Annotated in this window: 15 protein-coding genes and 1 pseudogene; 8 read left to right on the top strand and 8 right to left on the bottom strand. The window is 72.5% G+C overall.

What is annotated here, in order from left to right; genetic code table 11:
* The first annotated feature begins 151 nt into the window (after window positions 1-151).
* The gene (locus PCA76_RS23470; RefSeq protein ID WP_272612631.1) at window positions 152-1,510 is read left to right on the top strand and encodes a pentapeptide repeat-containing protein; all 1,359 of its coding nucleotides are present in this window, start codon (window positions 152-154) and stop codon (window positions 1,508-1,510) included.
* Between the two features lie 17 nt (window positions 1,511-1,527).
* On the opposite strand, the gene PCA76_RS23475 is transcribed toward PCA76_RS23470, so the two are convergent.
* Window positions 1,528-2,109, bottom strand: coding sequence for a TetR/AcrR family transcriptional regulator (locus tag PCA76_RS23475; protein WP_272612632.1), 582 nt, complete (start codon window positions 2,107-2,109; stop codon window positions 1,528-1,530).
* Window positions 2,110-2,345: 236 nt separating this feature from the next.
* Between PCA76_RS23475 and PCA76_RS23480 the strand changes: the two genes are divergently transcribed.
* From PCA76_RS23480 to PCA76_RS23495, 4 genes are all read left to right on the top strand, one after another.
* Window positions 2,346-3,812: an MFS transporter gene (locus tag PCA76_RS23480; protein ID WP_272612633.1), complete on the top strand. Its 1,467-nt coding sequence runs from the start codon at window positions 2,346-2,348 to the stop codon at window positions 3,810-3,812.
* 101 nt (window positions 3,813-3,913) lie between these two features.
* Window positions 3,914-4,900, top strand: a complete 987-nt coding sequence (locus tag PCA76_RS23485) for an SEC-C domain-containing protein (RefSeq protein WP_272612634.1) — start codon at window positions 3,914-3,916, stop codon at window positions 4,898-4,900.
* Window positions 4,901-5,027: 127 nt separating this feature from the next.
* Window positions 5,028-5,495 carry a nitroreductase family deazaflavin-dependent oxidoreductase gene (locus PCA76_RS23490; RefSeq protein ID WP_272612635.1) on the top strand — a complete coding sequence of 156 codons (468 nt, stop codon included), beginning with the start codon at window positions 5,028-5,030 and terminating at the stop codon, window positions 5,493-5,495.
* Window positions 5,496-5,562: 67 nt separating this feature from the next.
* Window positions 5,563-5,973: a hypothetical protein gene (locus PCA76_RS23495; protein ID WP_272612636.1), complete on the top strand. Its 411-nt coding sequence runs from the start codon at window positions 5,563-5,565 to the stop codon at window positions 5,971-5,973.
* 76 nt (window positions 5,974-6,049) lie between these two features.
* Here PCA76_RS23495 and PCA76_RS23500 read toward each other — a convergent pair whose 3' ends face one another.
* Window positions 6,050-6,388, bottom strand: coding sequence for a DUF6244 family protein (locus PCA76_RS23500; protein ID WP_272612637.1), 339 nt, complete (start codon window positions 6,386-6,388; stop codon window positions 6,050-6,052).
* A 264-nt stretch (window positions 6,389-6,652) separates the two neighbouring features.
* Between PCA76_RS23500 and PCA76_RS23505 the strand changes: the two genes are divergently transcribed.
* Entirely contained in the window at window positions 6,653-6,898 is a 246-nt protein-coding gene (locus PCA76_RS23505; protein WP_272612638.1) for a hypothetical protein, read from the top strand.
* Here the strand turns inward: PCA76_RS23505 and PCA76_RS23510 are convergent.
* Window positions 6,887-8,056 carry a TDT family transporter gene (locus tag PCA76_RS23510; protein WP_272612639.1) on the bottom strand — a complete coding sequence of 390 codons (1,170 nt, stop codon included), beginning with the start codon at window positions 8,054-8,056 and terminating at the stop codon, window positions 6,887-6,889. The two genes, PCA76_RS23505 and PCA76_RS23510, sit on opposite strands and share 12 nt — an antisense overlap.
* Before the next feature lie 70 nt (window positions 8,057-8,126).
* Here PCA76_RS23510 and PCA76_RS23515 point away from each other — a divergent pair, with 70 nt between their 5' ends.
* Window positions 8,127-9,056, top strand: coding sequence for a LysR family transcriptional regulator (locus PCA76_RS23515; protein WP_272612640.1), 930 nt, complete (start codon window positions 8,127-8,129; stop codon window positions 9,054-9,056).
* Window positions 9,057-9,091: 35 nt separating this feature from the next.
* Here the strand turns inward: PCA76_RS23515 and PCA76_RS23520 are convergent, their stop codons facing one another.
* The 4 genes and pseudogenes from PCA76_RS23520 to PCA76_RS23535 all read right to left on the bottom strand — a co-directional run bounded on the left by PCA76_RS23520 (window position 9,092) and on the right by PCA76_RS23535 (window position 16,380).
* The gene (locus PCA76_RS23520; protein ID WP_272612641.1) at window positions 9,092-10,075 is read right to left on the bottom strand and encodes a hypothetical protein; all 984 of its coding nucleotides are present in this window, start codon (window positions 10,073-10,075) and stop codon (window positions 9,092-9,094) included.
* Window positions 10,072-12,601: pseudogene (locus PCA76_RS32880) on the bottom strand (FtsK/SpoIIIE domain-containing protein). The gene PCA76_RS23520 and the pseudogene PCA76_RS32880 overlap by 4 nt, the downstream one beginning before the upstream one ends.
* Window positions 12,602-12,741: 140 nt before the next feature.
* Window positions 12,742-15,417 (bottom strand): hypothetical protein, encoded by a 2,676-nt coding sequence (locus tag PCA76_RS23530; RefSeq protein WP_272619550.1) that lies wholly within the window; start codon window positions 15,415-15,417, stop codon window positions 12,742-12,744.
* A 165-nt stretch (window positions 15,418-15,582) separates the two neighbouring features.
* Window positions 15,583-16,380: an SGNH/GDSL hydrolase family protein gene (locus tag PCA76_RS23535; protein WP_272612642.1), complete on the bottom strand. Its 798-nt coding sequence runs from the start codon at window positions 16,378-16,380 to the stop codon at window positions 15,583-15,585.
* Between the two features lie 196 nt (window positions 16,381-16,576).
* Here PCA76_RS23535 and PCA76_RS23540 point away from each other — a divergent pair, with 196 nt between their 5' ends.
* Window positions 16,577-18,109 carry a M1 family metallopeptidase gene (locus PCA76_RS23540; RefSeq protein WP_272612643.1) on the top strand — a complete coding sequence of 511 codons (1,533 nt, stop codon included), beginning with the start codon at window positions 16,577-16,579 and terminating at the stop codon, window positions 18,107-18,109.
* Between the two features lie 140 nt (window positions 18,110-18,249).
* Here the strand turns inward: PCA76_RS23540 and PCA76_RS23545 are convergent, their stop codons facing one another.
* A complete protein-coding gene (locus PCA76_RS23545) occupies window positions 18,250-18,786 on the bottom strand; it encodes a hypothetical protein (RefSeq protein ID WP_272612644.1) in 537 nt (178 codons plus the stop codon).
* Window positions 18,787-18,857: the final 71 nt, after the last annotated feature.

Here is an 18,857-nt window from a genome sequence, read left to right on the forward strand (position 1 = left end):
CGCAACAATTTGGAAACGTCAATGGCTTGTTACGCGCCGGTAACCCGTTGTTCCATCGAGGGCGCAAACCGGCAATTCGTCGCACTCCACATCGGACACGCGACCGAATGCGCGCACCCCGGGCCGGGACGGCGAATGGCATGCTGTGGCCGTGGCCGCCGACGAACCCCCGGAGCGCCAGCTACGGGTGCTGCCCTGGTGGCTGGTCCCGGTCGGCCTGCTGCTCGCCGCCGCCCTGGGTTGGCTGGTGCTGGACCTGCTGCTCACCGAGGCCGACCGGGCCAGCCAGCCGGACACCCGCGCCACGTTGCGCATCGACGCGATCCGCACCGGCCTGACCGTGATCGCCGGCACCGGCGGTGGGCTGGCCCTGCTGCTGGCCGCTCGACGGCAGTGGATCGCCGAGCGGTCCCAACGGCACCAGGAGGCGGTCGCCGCCCGCGACCAGGCGCACCGCGACCGGGTGCAGGCGCACGCCGAATCGGTGGCCGACGCCGCGCAGCGCCAGCAGGACCGGCAGTCCGGGGCGGCCGAGCACGACGCGGCGGAGCGCCGGCTGACCGAGCTCTACACCCGGGCGGTCGAGTTGCTCGGTCACGACAGCGCGGCGGTACGGCTCGGCGGACTGCACGCGCTGGAACGCCTCGGTCAGGACAATCCGGAGCAGCGGCCGACGATCGTGGCGGTGCTCTGCGCGTACCTGCGGATGCCGGCGCCGGACGACGAGCCGCGCGAGATTGAGGTCCGGCGGACCGCGCAGCGCGTGCTCACCCGGCACCTGCGCGCGGACGACGCGGCCTACTGGCCGGAGGTCACACTGGACCTGACCGGCGCCCGGCTGGTCGACTTCGACGCCGCCGGCTGCACACTGGTCGACGCGGACTTCACCGGCGCCGTGTTCAGCGGAGCCACCAGCTTCGTCGGCGCGACCGCGCGGGGACGGCTCGGCCTCGGGGCGGCGGTCTTTGACGACGTACGCTTCGACGACCTCACGGCGGACGCGGAGGTCGTGTTGGATGATGTTCGCTTCGGCGGTCAGGCCAGCTTCGACCGGGCCGGATTCCTCGGTGGCCTGTCCTGCCGGCGGTCCAGCTTTGCCGGCCCGACATCGTTTGGCCGGACGACCTTCGACCAGCCGATAAGCTTCGACGGCACCCGATTCGTGGACGGCGCTTCGTTCCGCGAGTCCAATTTCCAGGGCGGCCTGTCCATGGAACACACGGAGTTCGGCGGGCTGGCCGAGTTTCGCTCGGCCCGGTTCGCGGCGATGGCCCTGTTCCGCTGGACGGTGTTCGGCGCGGAGGCCCTCTTCCAGCAGGCCCGTTTCACGGACTCCGCGAACTTCGGCCGGGCTCGCTTTCACAGCGTGGCCAGTTTCGAGGGCGCTCAGTTCAGCCGACGACCGCTGGTCGACCAGGCACGGGCAGCGGCCGGCGGCGGGCATGTCTGGCCGGCGGACACCACTGTCGAGCGGCTCGACGACGAGTGGCTGCTGCTCGTCGACCGCTGACGCGGGCGACGCGGTGGTCAGCGGGTGGCGGCTGGGGGGCGCAGACCGTCGAGGGCCACGCCGAGCACCCGGTCACGCTGCTCGGGTGACGGGAACTGGGCCATGGTGAGGCCGCTGATCAGCCGCACCACGTCGTCGAAGCCGACGTCGTCACGAACCACACCGGCGGCCTGGGCGCGACGCATCAGCGGCTCGCCGGCCGCGTAGATCTCCGTCCGGCAACTGCTGAAGATCTCGGAGTCGTGCAGCAACTGCTCGGCGAGCGCCCGCTTGGTGGCGACGTACGCGACGAATCGGTGCAGCCAGGCGACGAGCGCGTCCCACGGGGGCAGCCCGGCCAGGTCCTCGGCGGAGCGGCTCAGCGCGCGCACCTCCTCGACGTACACGGCCTCGAACAGGTGACGCCGGCTGGGGAAGTTGCGGTAGAGCGTGCCGATGCCCACCCCGGCCCGTCGGGCCACGTCCTCCAGGGAGGCGGCGGCGCCGTTCTCGGCAAACGCATCGCGGGCCGCTGCGACCAGGGCGTCGTAGTTACGCCGCGCATCGGCCCGCTTGGGCCGCTGGGCGAAGACCTCGGGCACCTGCCCCGCGCTGGTCATGACGTGCGTCACCTCACCCTGGTTGCATCCGGAGGCACCCCTCCGCTAACTTAGTGGAGGCACCCCTCCGGAATCCCGGAGGCCTGCCTCCGGTTAGCTTACCTCGGGACCCGCCCGATCGCCGCCTGGCCACCCCGATCGCCCGGACCCGACAGGCAAGCCCGGACCGACAGCCAGCCCGTCACGGACGACGGGCGACATGCCTCCTTCCGTACGTAATCAGGGAGTTTTCTCTCGTGGCAGTGACCTCCCGACGCAGCTCGCGTCGGCTCACCTTCACCGTGCTCGCGGCCGGTGCCGGGTTCTTCGCGATGCTCCAGTCGCTGATCACCCCGGTGCTACCGACCATCCAGCAGGACATGCACACCTCTCAGAACACCGTGACCTGGGTCCTGACCGCCTACCTGCTCTCCGCGTCGATCTTCACGCCGATCCTCGGACGGGTCGGCGACATGGTGGGCAAGGAGCGGATGCTGGTCGTCTCGCTCGCCGCGCTCGCCCTCGGCTGCCTGCTGGCCGCCATCGCGCCGAACATCGGCGTCCTCATCATCGCCCGGGTCGTGCAGGGCATCGGCGGAGCGGTCTTCCCGCTGTCGTTCGGCATCATTCGCGACGAGTTCCCGGCCGCGCGTGTCTCCTCCGCCGTCGCCGCCATCTCGGCGATCGTCGCCGCAGGCGGTGGCCTGGGCATCGTGCTGGCCGGCCCGATCGTCACCGCGTTGGACTACCGGTGGCTGTTCTGGATCCCGATGGTCGTGGTCGGGCTGACCGCCGTCGCCGCCCACCTCTTCGTCCCCGAGTCACCGGTCCGTACCCCCGGACGCATCGACTGGCGCGCCACCCTGCTGCTCTCCGGCTGGCTGGTCGCACTGCTGCTGCCGATCAGCCAGGGCGTGGCCTGGGGCTGGACCTCCCCCCGGGTGCTCGGCCTGCTGGCGCTCGCCGTGGTGCTGCTGGTCGGTTGGCTGGTCACCGAGGTGCGCTCACCCAACCCGCTGATCGACATGCGGATGATGCGCCTGCCCGGCGTCTGGACCACCAACCTGGTCGCCCTGCTCTACGGCGCGTCGATGTTCTCCGTGTACGCGTTCCTCCCGCAGTTCGTGCAGACCCCGACCGTCGCCGGCTACGGCTTCGGCGCCAGCATCAGCCAGGCCGGTCTGCTCATGCTGCCGATGCTCGTCGCGATGTTCGTCGCCGGTCTCGTCGCCGGCCGCCTGCAGGCCGTCTTCAGCGCCAAGGCGCAGCTCGCCACCGGTGCCACGTTCAACGTGGCCGCCTCCGCGATGCTCGCCACCGCGCACGACACCCGCTGGGAGGTCGCCCTCGCCGGTGGCCTGGTCGGCCTCGGCATCGGCCTGGCCTTCGCCTCGATGGCCAACCTGATCGTCGGCAGCGTGCCCGCCAGCCAGACCGGCGTGGCGACCGGCATGAACGCCAACATCCGCACCATCGGAGGCGCGATCGGCGCCGCCGTGGTCAGCGGCGTGATCACCGCGAACCCGCAAGCCAACGGCCTGCCCCGGGAGGCCGGCTTCACGACCGGGTTTCTCGTCCTCACGGCGATCGCCCTGGCCGCCGCGCTCGCGGCCCTCGCCGTCCCGTCCGCCCGGCGGGCGTCGGCCGGTCGCCGGCCGTCCGCCGCGACGATCGTCGAGTCGGAGCTAGCCGGCGAGTTCGCCACCATGCCAGCGACCCGCTGACCCGCGCTGCGGCCCGGGCGGTTCGCCGCCCGGGCCCCGGCGTGTTCGGGAGTACGCTGGCCGCTTCCCCGTCCACCATTCGTCGCCTTCAGGATGCGCCCATGTCCGAACTGCTGACCGCCGACCGCATCGAAGAGATCGGCGCCCTGGGATCCGAGAGCCCGGACCCCGCCGCGTTGGTCGCCGAACTGGTGGGCGCCGTCGACGAGGGGCGGGTCGCGGACCCGGACGACACCGGGTACGCCCTGCTGGTCGCCGTGGACATCCTGACGCAGGCGGGCGACCTGGCCGACGCGCTCGCCCTGGCCACCCGCGCCATCGCCGAACAGCCGAACGACGACGCGTACGCCCGGTCGGTGCGCGGTGGCCTGCTGCTGCGCCTCGGCCGCGAGGACGAGGGCATGGCCGAGCTGACCGCCCTGCGCCCGCTGTTGGAGACCGACCCCGAGGCCACGTACCTCATCGACGACCTGGTGGAGGCCGGCCACACCGAGACGGCGCTGGAGTGGCTGACCGCCGCGCTGGACGCCATCCTGGAACGGACCCGCAACCAGGAGCACGAATCCGAGGACGCGCAGGACGAGGCCGCAGCCATGATCTACGGCCTGGCACAGGGGCGGCACGACCTCCGCGAGGAGATGGGCCTGACGCACGACGAGTACGACAACCTCGCCGACCGGCTGCGCGCCGCGAGCGACCACGCGCTCGACGCGCTCGACGACGGCCCGGCGACCCTGCTGTTCTGGCCGCAGGCGGAGTTCAACGCGCTGCTGACGTGCTGGCCCACTCTCGTCGACAGCTACCCCGTCACCTGGGACGAGCACCGGGCCCAGATCGAACGCACCCTCGTCGAGGCATCCGGGCTGGGTGGCGCCGACCTGGGCGTGGTCGTCGGCTCCGTCGCCGGGCTGGCAGCCTTCGCCGAACGCACCGGCAGCGACCCCACCAGCGAGGAAACCCTCGACGAGTACGCCGACAGCCTCGACGAGACCGGCGTGACAACCTGGCCGCCGGGCCGCAACGACACCTGCTGGTGCGGATCGGATGCCAAGTACAAGAAGTGCTGCCTGCCGCGCTCACGCGGTTGACGTTCCCGTCCGCCCTCCGCTCACCGCCTGTCCCGACTGAAGGGCCAGCGCCATGCGCATCGGCGGCACTCTACTTATGATCGACACGTCCGATCGACCGCTCGGGCTCGACGATGGAGGCGATGGCGTGACCGCGCAGGAGCAGCACGAGACGATCGAGGACAGCCCGGTCGGCTGGGTCGCCAGCCACATCCGGCGCTACGTGGAGACCGACGGCGCCGATGGTGGCACCTTCCACGGCGTACCCTCGCTGCTGCTCACCACGCGCGGACGCCGCTCGGGCAAGCTGCGCCGCACCGCGCTCATGTACGGCCGCGACGGCGACAACCACCTGCTGGTGGCGTCCAACGGGGGCGCGGGCAACCATCCTGCCTGGTATCTGAACCTGAGCGCCGACCCGTCGGTGGAGATCCAGGTCGGCGCGGAGCGGTTCGCCGGTCGGGCCCGGACGGCGACGGCCGAGGAGAAGGTCCGGCTGTGGCCGGTGATGACGAAGGTCTTCCCGACGTACGCCCGCTACCAGAAGGACACCGACCGCGAGATCCCCCTCGTCGTCGTCGAACGGGCACCTCGGGAAGAATCCACCATCAATTGATATTCGTCAGTGTCGGGCAGGGTTATGGTGACCGCAGGTAAGCACCCACTCCGGCAAGGAGGACCTTGTGCGCCGCATCATCACCACCATCGCACTGCTCGGCCTGTCACTCTTCGCGATGCTGGCGCCGACGCCAGCAAGCGCGGCAAGTAGCGTCGAGGTCACGTCCGCGACCCTCGTCGCGCGAGGCGTCGCCGTGGACGTCACCCTCACCGTGACCTGCCCGGCCGGCATGTCCGGCGCGACTGAGCTGATCATCAGGCAGCGGTCCGGCAACAGGGTCGCCTACGCGGGCGGCTGGGCGCCTCTCAACAGCTGCACGGGCGAGCCTCAAGCCGTGCAAGGGCGGGCCTGGGTAGAGGGCGGCGGGCTGGTCCTCCACAAGGGTGTGGCGCTGATCAGCGGAGGTTTCGAGCTGTGCAACCAGGACGTCTGTGACTACCCGCAATTCGAACAGACGTTCCGCATCACCCGCTGAACATGTGGAACCGACGGTCGCAAGGTGACGTTGACCGCCGCGGGTGGCTGGTGGGCTGCGCTGCCACCACCCGTGGTCAATTTCCCAGCGCTCGGACCTTGGCGATCGTCTCCTGCACATGCTGCTTGGCCGGGTCGCCGCCCTGGGACGCCTGCGCGAGCGCCTGACGGTACGCATCGATCATGCCGACCAGCGGACCGGCGGCCACACCCTCCAGCGCTCCGGCGACGAGCGCCCGCGCCTCGGCCGCATCCTGCGCTGCCGCCGCGGTCTTGGCCTTCGCCTCGTCCAGCTTCTGCGACGCCGCCGCCAACCTCGCGATGATCTGTGCTGCGCTCACGCGCACCTCCCCCTGGTCGACCATCGCCTCCACCACCGCACCGGCGGAGACCACATGGGAGCGTACGAGATCCACGCACCCAGCGCGACCACGTGCTCGCACGGTCCCCGCGCCCCGCGCCCCGCGCCGATCTTGCAGTTTCGGTCGCCGAGATGCGTGGAATGCCCCCTACGTCGAGGCAGCAACTGCAAGATCGCGGAAGGGCGCAGACCGGTGCCCGCCGATCATGGAGGCGTGGTGCCTTAATTGTCGCTATAACGGTTACTTCGTCGCCCACCACAACTCCATGATCGGCGAGGCCGGTACGCGGATCTGCTCGCCGGGGCTTTGCTGGTCGCGGTGCGGCGGCGGTTCGTCGCCGGGCAGGATCGGGCGCCGGTGATCCGGTTCGTGGCATCCGTCCGGGAACGCTACGACGCCACCGGGCGCGACGTCGAGCCGGCCCTGGCCGAGGCCCTGGTCTGGGCGGCGGTCGGTGAGCGTCCACCGGTGCCGGGCAGCGCGGCGGCGATCGTCGCCCAGACAGTGTTGCTGCTCAGCCTGCTCGAGGACGAGGGTCTCACCGAGAGCCGATCAGGAAACTGAGGGCGGCAGGAAGATCCGGCCCCGGGCCGACTCCCGCGCGGTACGCGACGCCACGGTCAGCCAGGCGGCGACCAGCAGCACGTAGCCGGCCACCGCGGCCCACCGGAAGAGCACGGCATCGGTCCGCAGCGCGAGGCCACTCGTGCCGGTGACGACGGTGCCGAACGGGAAGGTGAAGCTCCACCAGGTGAGCGAGAACGGCAGGCGCGCTCGGGCGGTGCGGACCGTCACCGCGGCGGCGATCGCCAGCCACATCATGGCGAATCCCCAGGTGGGCAGGCCGTAGAAGAGGGCCAGCGCCTGTGCGGCCGACCCGTAGGGTGCGGGCAGCGCGAGGGGCGCGGCGTTGCCGAGCAGGTTGGCGGCGGTCACCGACTGCCCCAGTGGTCCGAGGACGATCCAGAGCGTGGGCACCATGGCGGCGGGGCCGATCCCGTGGTGGACGAGCCGCTGCCAGATCTGGCCGACGATGATCAGAGTGGCGAAGAGGCTGATGCCGAACATGGCGTAGCAGGTGAGCAGCAGGGTGAGCCGGATCTGGCCGGCCGGCGCGTACGGGACGAGCAGCGCTCCCGTCGCGGCGGACACCATCGGCGGTACCACCGGCATCAGCCATCCGCCGAACGCCGCGTCCGGCGCGATGCGGTGGCTGGTCATCATCTTGTACGGGATCCAGGCGCTGGTGGCGAGGCCCAGGATGGTGCCGCCGACCCACAGCACGGTGTCCACGGCGAGCGCGGCGGGCAGGCCGATCCAGTCCCGGCCCAGGATGAGGGTGCCCGCGCCGACCGTCAGGAGCGCCATCGCGGGGGCTCCCCAGAACTGGGCCAACACAGGGTTCTCCGCGTAGCTCCGCGCCGTCGCGGGATGGCGGGTCCAGTGCACCGCCCAGGCGGCAGTCAGCGCGACGAGCAGGAGGGCGGCCAGCGCCCACACGACGGTGGCGGCGGCCCGCAGCCCCGCCACGTGCACGGGCAGTGTGGCGGCGGCGTTCGCCACGATGCCGGTCCCCATGATCGACGCGTACCAGTTCGGGCCCAGGTTGCCGAAGAGCTGCGACGGGTGCTCCAGGTCGCGGAGCAGCCCTCCGGCCAGCCGTACCGGGGCGGGGCCGGCGGCCGGTGGGGCGTCCGGTGAGGCGGGGAGGAGCGTGGTCATGTCACCACACTCACTCCGGCACGCACGATCAACCAGGGGTTATCTCCTGATACATCCATAGACTGGGCCTATGCCCCTTCCCAGTCGGGTCGCCGACCTCGCCGCGTTCGACCTGCTGCTGTCCGTGGCGCATCTGGGGAGCGTCGGTGCGGCGGCCCGCGCGCACCGCATCAGCCAGCCGTCCGCCAGCGCCCGCATTCGTGGCTTGGAAAGCCGGCTGGGCGTCGCGTTGCTACAGCGCTCGGCGCGGGGCTCGCAGCTCACCCGCGAGGGGGCACTGGTGGCGGAGTGGGCGCGTACCGCGGTGGACGCCGCCGCCGCGCTGGAAGCCGGGCTCACCTCGCTGCGCGTCGCGCGGGACAGTCTGCTCCCGGTCGCCGCGAGCCTCACCATCGCGGAGTATCTGCTGCCCCGGTGGCTCGCCGCGCTGCACAGCACCGCACCCGCCATGTCGGTCTCGTTGACCACCGGCAACTCCGACGAGGTCGCCGCGGCGGTGCTGGGCGGCGCGGTTGCGCTCGGCTTCATCGAGAGCCCGGAGGTCCCCACTGGGCTACAGAGTCGAACCGTGGCCCGGGACACGCTGACCGTCATCGTCGTCGGCCGCCACCCGTGGGCCCGCCGGCGGTCGGGAATCACCCCGCCGGAGTTGGCCGCCACCTCCCTGGTCAGCCGGGAGGAGGGCTCGGGCACCCGGCGTCACCTCGAACACGCCCTGTCCCGACAGGCTGGCCTCACCCTCGCGCCCCCGGTGCTGCAACTGTCGTCGACCACCGCGATCAAGGCCGCCGTCCTGGAAGGCGTCGCTCCGGCGGTACTCAGCTCACTGGTGGTGGCCGGCGAGATCGCGGCAGGGACACTGCATCCGGTGCCGGTCATCGACCTCGACCTGAACCGCACCCTGCGGTTGGTCTATCCCAGGGGCCGCGCCCTGACCGGGCCGGCCCGCGACCTCGCCACGATCGCCACCCGACTGGCCGACGCTGGTGGCACGGCCTGATGCACAGGTTGGTCGCGCCGACGCCATCAGACGGGTCAGCGTAGGCCGCGGACCAGCAGCAGGTAGGCGCAGTAGGCCATCGGCACCAGCAGGAAGCAGATCAGGAACCCGAGCGGCAGGTAACGCGGCGGGGTGCCGGCGACCATGGCGGGTCTCCCCCATCGGCCCAGCACCAGGTACCCGCCGAAGAACGCCACCGCCGGCAGCCCCGCACAGATCCACGCTCCGAGGGTGAACCCGTCGACCAGGCCGACCCCGGAGGCGAGCACCAGGGCCAGCACGAGCACCCCGGCGGCAGCCCCGCACCCGGCGTAGACGGCGACCGCCCGGGCCAGCGGTGACCACGTCGGCAGGAGCGCCGGACGCTGGGCCAGCACCTCCGCCTGCTGCCCGTGCCGGTCGGCCTCGTCGGCCATCCGCCGGGCCAGCTCCAACTCCACCGCCGGGTCGGCCGGCGCCGCGCGCTGCGCCGGCACCCCGACGCCCGCCGGGCTCACCGCCGTCGGCAGCGCCAGCCGCGCCTCCCCCGCCGGCAACCGGGGGTACGCCCCGACCCCCGCCCGCCCCGGCGCGGCTGCGCCGGCGGATGCCCCGTCCCCCGTTCCGGGTGCGGTAGAGGGGCCGAACCCCGCAGCGAAGCCCGAACCAGAACCGGCAGCCGACACCGAGCCAGAGTCCGAGCCGGCAGCCGGCATGGAGCCGGAGTCGGCAGCGGAGGCCGAACCGGGGCCGGACGGTGGGCCGGGCCAAGTGGTGGCCTCGCCCGGCGCCGCCGTCCCCTGGCCAGGACCAGAGGCAGGGCCTGAGCCAGGAGGCGGGGATGGCTGGTCGATGCCGATTGCGCGGCCGAGCTGGTCGAGGCGCTGCCCCTGGGCAGTCAGCCTCTGCTGGAGGTAGTCGGCGGCGGCGTGCAGGTCCCGGCGGCGCGCGGACTCGGCGGCGGCGTGCTGCTCACCGGCGCGGTGCCGCTCGGAGAGCTGTCGGGCCAGCGCCGCGTACTCCTCGAAGGACACTGTCACCGTTCCCCGTCCAGCTCGTGCCCGTCGCCGACGAACGGGACGATCAGCCGTGTGCGCTGGTCGTGCCGGTCGATCAGCAGCGCCCGATCGGCGCGGGGCGTGTAGGTCAGGTCGTGCGTCCCGAGGTGCAGGGCCAGCTCGGCCCCGGGCACGTTGAGCGCGACCATGCAGGCGACGTCGTCGCGGTTCTGGCTGCCACCGAGGTCGTCGGCGAGTCGGCGCAGCCCACGCCACCAACCGAGCAGGTGCACCCCCTGCCCGGGGCCCTGGCGCAGGAGTGTGCGCAGGTCGTCCAGGCCGGAGCGGAACGTGCCCGGGTCGGTGGCCCCGAGGATCGGCGCCGCGGCGTCCATGCCGAACACCACCAGGTATTCGCGGCCGTCGGGCTCGGCGGCCAGCGTGGCGATCCGGTCGCGCAGACCGGCCGCGTCGAGCCGCTGCACCGGGTGGCCGGCGGCTCGTAGGACGGTTTCGGTGTCGTCGGCGACCGCGTCGGCGGCGGTCACCAGGGAGGCCAGCTGGAACCGGGCGTCACCGGGGGTGTGCTGGCGGGCCAGACTCAACGTCGCGGCGCGCAGCACGTCCGCGCCGGTCGGTGCGGTGCCCACCACGGCGAGGTGCCGGCCGGGGGTGGTGTCCATCAGGAACAACGCGGTGGTGCCGTCCACGTCGACCGTCCGGCCGACCAGGGCCATCGGGCGCCGGCCACCGGGGCGCAGCCCGGCGAAGGTGGGGTCGTCCTCGACCCGCGCAGCCTCGTACCCCTTGAAGACCGCCGGTGCCCGCGAGCCCGGCGGGCGGGCCTGCCACAACTCGTGGCGCAACGCGGCGAGGTCCGCGGCGGCGGCGTGCGCGTCGGGGAAACGCAGCACGGTGTCGGCGCCGACCGCGCCGGCGGCGGTGTTGACCACGGCGGAGCCGACCGGCAGGCCGCGGCGGCGTCGTTGAGCTGATCGAGCACCCCGCCGCCGCCGGGCAGCGCCACCCGCAACGCGAACTGCCCGAAGATCGCCTCGGCCCGCCCGTAGAGGGCCTCGATGCCGGTCATGCTCTGGCTCGCCAACACCAGGTGGATGCCGTACGAGCGGCCCTTGCGGGCCAACTCCTCCAGTAGGTCGACGGACTCGCGGGCCAGCGCGTCGTTGCCGGCGAGCAGCACGTGGAACTCGTCGATGACCGCCACGATGCGCGGCAGCGGATTGTCCCGGGGCAGGTCGGCGAGCTTGGTGACGCCGTGTCGTTTGAGTGCGGTGGCCCGGCGCTGTGCCTCCCGGCGCAGCTCACGCAGCACGGCGAGACCGTACTCGCGGTCGGATTCGATGCCGACCGCACGGGCGTGCGGCAGCCAGGACGGGTCCCGACCGGTGGGCACGAACTCGGTGAAACTCACGCCCTCCTTGAAGTCGAGCAGGTAGAGCTGCAACTCGGCCGGCGAGTAGCGGGCGGCCAGCCCGTAGAGGACGTCGAGGAGGAAGACCGTCTTGCCAGCACCGGTGCGCCCGCCGACCAGCCAGTGCGGGGTGGCGTCGTCGAAGGCGAGCGTCAGCGGGACCGCGCCGGCTCGGCCGATCACCGTCCGTAGACCGTTGCCGGCGGACTCGGCCCAGCGCCGCTCGGGCAGCAGATCCGTGAAGGGCAACGCGTCGGCGCGACGGGTGGCGGTGCCGAGGTGCTCGGCGAGCGCGCGTACCGAGGCGGGCGGCGGGTCGCCGTCGAGCAGGACGGGTGCGGCGAGCCCGCTGCCGTCGGCGCTGAACGGCAGGCCGGGCGGGTCACCGACGTACGCGTACCCCTGATGGAGTCGCACTGCGGTGGTGCCGCCCAGCGGCGGCGCGGTCTCGCCGGGCAACCGGGACGGGTGACCGGCGAGCAGCACGCAGACGGCGGCGGCCGGGCCGGCGTGGGTGAGCGCGGCGAGCCGGGCCAGCTCGCGCGGCGGGGGCGCGGCGGTGGCGACCACCACCAGCAGGGGCCGGGCGGCGGGCTGGCCGTGCTGCGCGGCGCGGGCGTGCTGCTCGGCGGCGTCCAGCAGCGCGGCCACCTCGGCCTCGCCGGTGGCCGGCGGGTCGAGCACCCCGGCGTCGAGCAGGGGCGCAACGGGCCGAAGGTGGCGCCCAGCGCGGCGGTGTCGAGGCCGGCGACCCGGACCTGACCGGGCGGTGCGGTGGCGACCAGTCGCAGCACCAGCGCCCGCAGCAGCCCGGCGACCTGTGGGTCCCGGGCATCGGTGTCCAGGGCCAGGTGGTGGCCGCCGCCGAGCGGGACCAGCACCGGGAAGCCGCCGTCCGAGGTGGACGCCTCGCCGATCCGCACCGCGGTCGGCTCGTCGGTCAGCGGCGTGGCGCCCGGGGCGGGAGTGGCCAGGGTGCCGCCGAGGCGGGCGAGGCGGGCCACCAGCTCATCGCCGCCGACCGGCGCGACGACAGTCTCTGCCGTGCCGAGCGCGCTCCGGGCCGTGTCCAGGTGCGCCCGGGCCGCCCGGTGGGAGTTGACCGCCTGCCCGTACGCCGACGCGAGCCTGCCCAACCTGTGCCCCCAACGCCAACGGCCGTCTGGTCCCAGGAACCCTAACGGACACCGGTGGCACCCGGACAGTCCTGCGAGGACGTGTCACGCCGGGCCGGTCACGCCGGGCCTTGCACGCCTCGCCGGTCACGCCTTGCCGGTCACGCCTTGCCGCAGGCCGCCGGGGTGGACGCGTCGGCCACCCCACAGCGGAACACCTCCACCGGGGCCGTCGCCACGTCGGGCACCTGCTCCACCCGCATCAGGGCCAGCCGCTTCTCGACCGGCTCCCCCGAGTCGGGGGTGAAACGGATCAGCCCGGCCACCCCCGGGTAGCCCTGGCCGGCGTTCTGCCGGAGCACCTCCGCGTGCACGCCGACCGGATTGACCGAGGTGGGCTCCCAGCGTTGACGTGGATCGGCGTGGTGCAGCCGGGCGGCGAGGCTCTCCACCGCCCGGATCAGCATCATCGCCGCGTCGTAGGCGAGGCTGACCCGCTCGCCGACCTGATACCCGGTGTCCGGCCGGCAGCGGGGTGGGTCGAGCAGATCGTCGGCCTGGATCCAGGACAGGAAGCTGGCGCGGGCGTCGTCGCGCCGGTCCTGGGCGGCCCGCAGCGCGGCGCAGGTGGCCAGGGCGGCCTTGGAGACGTACGTGACCGGGAGGTTGCCGGGCGCGGCGGCGCGCAGCCCGGGGTTGGCCATGTAACGGTTGACCGAGTCGTCGGCGACGAGGTGCCGAGGCGGGTTGCCCCCGCACTCGCGCAGCGCCCGCAGGAAGCCGTCGAACTCCGACCACCGCCCCGCGTAGAAGAGCAGACCGGCGTAGCCGCACTCATCGGTCAGCCGCTGACCGGTGCGCCACTCGTCGAGGCGCGTGACCCGGGCACCGAACCGCTGCCGGAGCCCGTCGACGAGGGTGCCCACGTACAGGTCCTCGGTGAGCGAACTGCCCTCCAGCGTCGTGTAGAAGATGTGCGCCTCGTCGACCTTCAGCACCTGCTGGGCGTACGCGTCGACCATCTTCACCTGATCCGCGTTGGGCGCGGAGATCTGCAGGTAGAGGCGGGAGTTGGCGTCCATCCGGTCGGCGGAGAGCGTGGGCGCCAGCACCGGCAGCCCGACCCGGTTCAGCTCGCGCAGGGCTCGGGCGGTGCTGGTCCGGCTCTCCACCAACCCGACCACTCCGAGCACCGTGGGGTCGTCCCGGGCCAGCTCGGCCAGCATCGCCACAGCCCGGTCGGCGTAGATCATCTGCCGGCCACCGTTGGCCACCACGATGCGCAGCAGCGCGGCGCCGTCGGCGCCGGCCGACTCCTTCAGCAACGCGTACTGGGCGGTGGCCATGCCTTCGAGCTCCTCCCGCTCGGAGACGTACGACTCCTCGTCGGCGCGGGTCCGGTTGCCGGTGAGGGTGCCCAGGTAGACCAGGGTGAGGAAGGGTCGGCGCTGGTCACTGCGCTGCCAGACCTCCTCGGCGGCACGGTTCTGCGCGAAGATGCGCCGTTGGATGGTCCGCAGCTTGTCCTGGCCGGGGTCGTTGTTGAACACCTGCGCCGCGCTGTCGCTGTAGCCGACGCACTCACCGTTGCCGGCCACCTCGACCGAGATTTGGCCGCCGGTGAGCGAGGGGTGGCAGCCCGGTCCCCAGCGGCTGCCCACCCACACGCCAGCCGCGGCCAGCAGCACCAGGCAGAGCGCCGCCGGCAGGAAACGCCGCGACCACCAGGGCGGGTCGGGCGCGGAGAACGGCCGCATGCCGCCACGCGACGGCGGGCCGGTGTCGGTGTCGTCGGGGCGCAGCGCCACGAGCCAGGCGGCCGGGCGGCGCAGCCGCCGCATCTCCGGCAGCGCCTCGGCCCACTCGTCGTACGCCTCGTCGGCCTCGGTCAACGGGTGCGGCTCGGGCAGTTCCGGCGGGGGTTGCCCGCCGGACGCGACGATGAGCAGCGGGTCGTTGCGGCCGGTCTCGGTGCGGACGTCGCCGATCAGGCGGACCAGTTCCCCGCCGACGTTGCCCGGAGCGACGTGGTCGAGCAGCAGCGCCGGGTACGCGGTGCGCCGCCAGTCCGAGGGGCGCCACGGCCGACGCCGGTACGCCTGCCGCAGGTCCTCCAAAAACGCGTGCAGCAGCAGTTTGTTGACCTGGTCGGGTTGTTCGCCGTCGCGCCACCCGGCGGTGAGCCGCTCGGCGAAGCCGAGGAAGGTGACCGACTGCCGGGGTGCCAGATACTGCTGGCGCATGAACCAGTTGTAGTGCCGCCCGAGCACCGGCACCCGGCCGGAGACGGCGGCCCGGAACACCACCCCCGGCACCGCGCGGCGGACCAGCCAGAGCAGCACCTGCGAGACGATGCTGACCGCGTCACCGCCGGTGGGCAGCGCCTCCGGCGTACGCGTACCCCGGCGGTCCCGCAGCCGGCGCACCAGGGCCGCACGGCTGTCGTCGGCGTCGATGCCGAAGCTGAGGCTCTGGTGCATCAGCCAGTCGGCGAGCGGGTAGTGCCGGAAGCGCAGCCGGGCGGCACCGAACGCCTCCAGGGAGAGTTGTCGGTGCAGCTCGCGCAGCAGCGCCGGCACGTCTCCGGCGCCCGGGGGCGCGTCGGCGTCCAGCACGGCGTGCGGCACCCGCCGCCGGGGGCCCTGGCCGAGGAACCGGCGCAGCGGCACCATCAGATCCGGGGTGTCGGAGCGGACCAGCCAGAGCAGCGGCAGTCGGCGGTCGCCGCGGCGGGGTCGCCGTAGCAGCCGCGCGAGCAGCGCGAAGAACTCCAGCCCGCCGGCCGGGAACCGGTCCCGACCGGCGGTCGACTGCCTCTGACCGGTCAACTCCCGCATCGGCACCCCCCGACCGTGGCACGGCGTGACCGCCGATTCCACCCAGTGTGGTCATCTGGCGCAAGCCCCGCTACCGGCCGGGCGGCCGACCGCCCACGGGGGACGGTCGGCCGCCGACCTCGGTGTCGGGTGCGGGTGACGGATGCGGGTGCGGCGCGGGTGCGGTCAGCCGGTGATCGCGTTCAGCGCCGGCAGGTAGCCGTAGCGGTAGCCGTCGGCGTCCGGGTGGTACGCCCCGATGATCCCGGAGATGTCGTTGATCCACGGGTCGCCGGCGCAGACGCCGTGCCCGGCGAAGGTGCGACGGGTGTCGGCGAAGGTGGCGCCGGCCGCGCTGGCCCGGGCAGCCGTGACCGAGGCGAGCACGTCGGCGGCCTCGTTGAGGATGGTGCGCTTGTAGGTGCTCATCGCCAACAGACCGCAGGAGCTGGTCTCGAACAGCCGCGGGTAGCCGAGGACGATCAGCCGGGCGTTGGGTGCCCGGTTGCGGATGGCGGTGTAGGTGGCGTCGAGCCGGCCGGGAAGCGTCGTGGTGGCGAAGGTCTTGGCGGTGTTCACGGCGTTGGTGCAGGACGACGTGCTGCCGAACCGGCAACTGGTGATGACGTCGACGAAGCCCGCGTCGTTACCGCCGATGGTGATGGTGACCAGGGTGGTGCTGGCGGTGAGGGCGCTGACCTGGTTGTTGAGCACGTCGGCGGTGACCGCGCCGCCGCAGGCCGGGAAGCTGAAGGTGGTCACTCCGTGGGCGGCCGCCCAGAGCGGGGCGTACGACTTCTGGCTGCGGAGGCAGCCGGACGTGTCGTACGGGCCGGCGCCGACGCCGGAGGAGTACGAGTCGCCGAGCGCGACGTAGTTGACGGCGGCGGCCTGCGCCGTGCCGGGGACGAGCACCGCGCCGAGTGCGACGGTGAACAGGGTGACCAACGCGGCCAGGGCGCGGGCCAGCGGACGCTGGGGCATGACGGACCTCCACAGGACAGGGGGTGGTGGGATCCTGCGACCGCGCGCGTGGCCAGGGGTGGAACTGTTGTTACCAGTCGGTAATGCTATCGAAACATTCAGATCAATGGAATAGCTACACCGCGCGGCGGGCCGGCGGCGTGCACAGTTGTCGATTAGGTTGGCGGGGCGAACACCCGATGGAGGGAGTCCACCCGTGCGACGAGTCCTCACGGCGGCCACCGCCGCCCTGACCCTCACCACCGCCGGCACCATGCTCGCCGGCACCCCCGGCCAGGCCGCCCCGACGGGCTGGGGCCGTCCCGTCGTCACCGCCGCGCCGCAACCCGGCGCGCCCGGCTTGGGCGACAGCTACTTCCCCGACTACGGCAACGGCGGCTACGACGTCGATCACTACGACGTCCGGCTGCGCTACGACCCGGCAACCGACCTGCTCACCGGCACCACCACCATCCTCGCCACCGCCACACAGGACCTCTCGGCGTTCAATCTGGACTTCCTGCTCGACGTCGAGTCGGTCCGGGTCAACGGCTGGGCGGCGAGCACCAGCACCGCCGGTGTGCACGAGCTGGTCGTCACCCCGACCCGCACGGTGACCCGGGGTCAGCAGCTCACCATCGTGGTGCGCTACACCGGCATCCCGTCGGAGACCCTGGTCGGCGGCTACACCGGCTGGACGCGTACCGACGACGGCGCCCTCGCCGTCAACGAACCCGAGTCGGCGTGGTGGTGGTTCCCGAGCAACGATCATCCACTGGACAAGGCCACCTTCGACATCTCCGTCTCGGTGCCCACCGGCGTCGAGGTGATCAGCAACGGCGTGCAGCCGCGACCGCCGCTGGCCGAGGCCGGTAACCGCACCCGGTGGATCTGGCGGACCACCTCCCCCACGGCCCCCTACCTGGCCTTCATGGCCATCGGCCAGTACGACATCGTCACCGACACCACCCCGAGCGGCCAGCCGGTGATCAACGCGTACAGCACCTCGCTGGGCGCGCTCGGTCCAGCCGCACGGGCCAGCATCGAGCGGACCGCCGAGATCGTCGACTGGGAGAGCGGGATCTTCGGCCCGTACCCGTTCGAGGCGCAGGGCGGCGTGGCGGGGCCGGTCGACGGCATCGGCTTCGCACTGGAGACGCAGACCCGACCGGTGTACGGCCCCGGGTTCTGGCGTCGCGGCGCCAACACGTACGTGGTGGCACACGAGAACGCGCACCAGTGGTTCGGCGACTCGGTCTCGGTGGCCGACTGGCGCAACATCTGGCTCAACGAGGGCTTCGCCTCGTACGCCGAGTGGCTCTGGTCGGAGGAGCAGGGCGAGGGCACCGCGCAGGAGGTGTTCGACTTCACCTACGCCGGCTACCCGGCCGACGACGAGTTCTGGCAGGTGCTGCCCGGCGACCCGGGTGCCAACCGGGTCTTCGACGACGCCGTCTACGACCGGGGTGCGATGACGCTGCACCAGTTGCGGTTGGCCGTCGGCGACGACGCGTTCTTCGAGATCCTGCCGGCCTGGACCGCCGAGCACCGCTACGGCAACGGCACCATCGCGCAGTTCCAGGCCCTGGCCGAACGGATCTCCGGTCTGGACCTGGACGACCTGTTCACCACCTGGCTGTTCACCGCCGGCCGACCCGACGTGGCCGCCGCCGCGCGCAAGGCCGCCCCGCCGACCGAGCCGAAGTCCTGGGCCAAGATCCGCGAGGCGCACGAGCTGCTGTCGCACTAGCTAGTCGCCCGGAAGGCCCGTCGCCCCCACGCGGCGGGCCTTCCGCTTGTCCCTGCGGCTCCTCGGCCCACTGTTGAAGCAGAGCAAAGGGGACCCGCAGGTGTCGCTGGGCTCCGTGCGGACCCGTCACCAACGGCGACTCAGGACGCCGACGTCGACGACCGGAGCTCCGACGGGGCGCCCGCCTGCCCGGCCGTGCTCGCCTCGATGGCGCGGATGTGCCGGTAGGCGAACCAGAGCGGCGGGAACGCCCCGACCGCGAAGGACAGGTCGACGAGCGTCCAGAACCAGGGGATGTCGCGGATCGGGCCGCAGATCAGGGCCAGCGGAACGATGCCCGCGCAGGCGATCATGCCGACCTGCACCACCCAGACGTTGCGCACCGGGTCACGCAGCGGCCCCCAGAACGCCACCGCCAGCACCACGTGGGCGAAGGCCAGCCAGTCGGTGCCGTAGAGCAGGAACGGATAGTCCTCGCCGGCCGTCACGAGCCCGGTGTGCACCCGTTCGATCCAGTTGACCAGCGCCGGCAACTGACCGGCGAGAGGGTCCAGTGCGCGCAGCAGCCAGCGCACCTCGATTTCCAGCGGAAACGCGGTGGCACCGCTCAGGAAGAGCCCGATCAGCACGATCCACAGCCACCGGCGGGTACGCCGTAGCCGCTCCTCGATGTCCATGACCGCAGCGTAACGATGATCTTCGTATCGTCAGGTCCCGTGAGAGGACCGCAGGGGGTGACCGCTGTCTC

This window comes from Micromonospora sp. LH3U1 (genome assembly GCF_028475105.1).
Lineage (GTDB): Bacteria > Actinomycetota > Actinomycetes > Mycobacteriales > Micromonosporaceae > Micromonospora.

What these genes read in the sequence shown, in the direction of transcription:
- PCA76_RS23475 (WP_272612632.1), bottom strand. Translation starts at nt 2,109, where the DNA reads ATGACCAGCGCGGGGCAGGTGCCCGAGGTCTTCGCCCAGCGGCCCAAG.
- PCA76_RS23485 (WP_272612634.1), top strand. Translation starts at nt 3,914, where the DNA reads ATGTCCGAACTGCTGACCGCCGACCGCATCGAAGAGATCGGCGCCCTG.
- PCA76_RS23510 (WP_272612639.1), bottom strand. Translation starts at nt 8,056, where the DNA reads ATGACCACGCTCCTCCCCGCCTCACCGGACGCCCCACCGGCCGCCGGC.
- PCA76_RS23515 (WP_272612640.1), top strand. Translation starts at nt 8,127, where the DNA reads ATGCCCCTTCCCAGTCGGGTCGCCGACCTCGCCGCGTTCGACCTGCTG.
- PCA76_RS23530 (WP_272619550.1), bottom strand. Translation starts at nt 15,417, where the DNA reads ATGCGGGAGTTGACCGGTCAGAGGCAGTCGACCGCCGGTCGGGACCGG.
- PCA76_RS23535 (WP_272612642.1), bottom strand. Translation starts at nt 16,380, where the DNA reads ATGCCCCAGCGTCCGCTGGCCCGCGCCCTGGCCGCGTTGGTCACCCTG.
- PCA76_RS23545 (WP_272612644.1), bottom strand. Translation starts at nt 18,786, where the DNA reads ATGGACATCGAGGAGCGGCTACGGCGTACCCGCCGGTGGCTGTGGATC.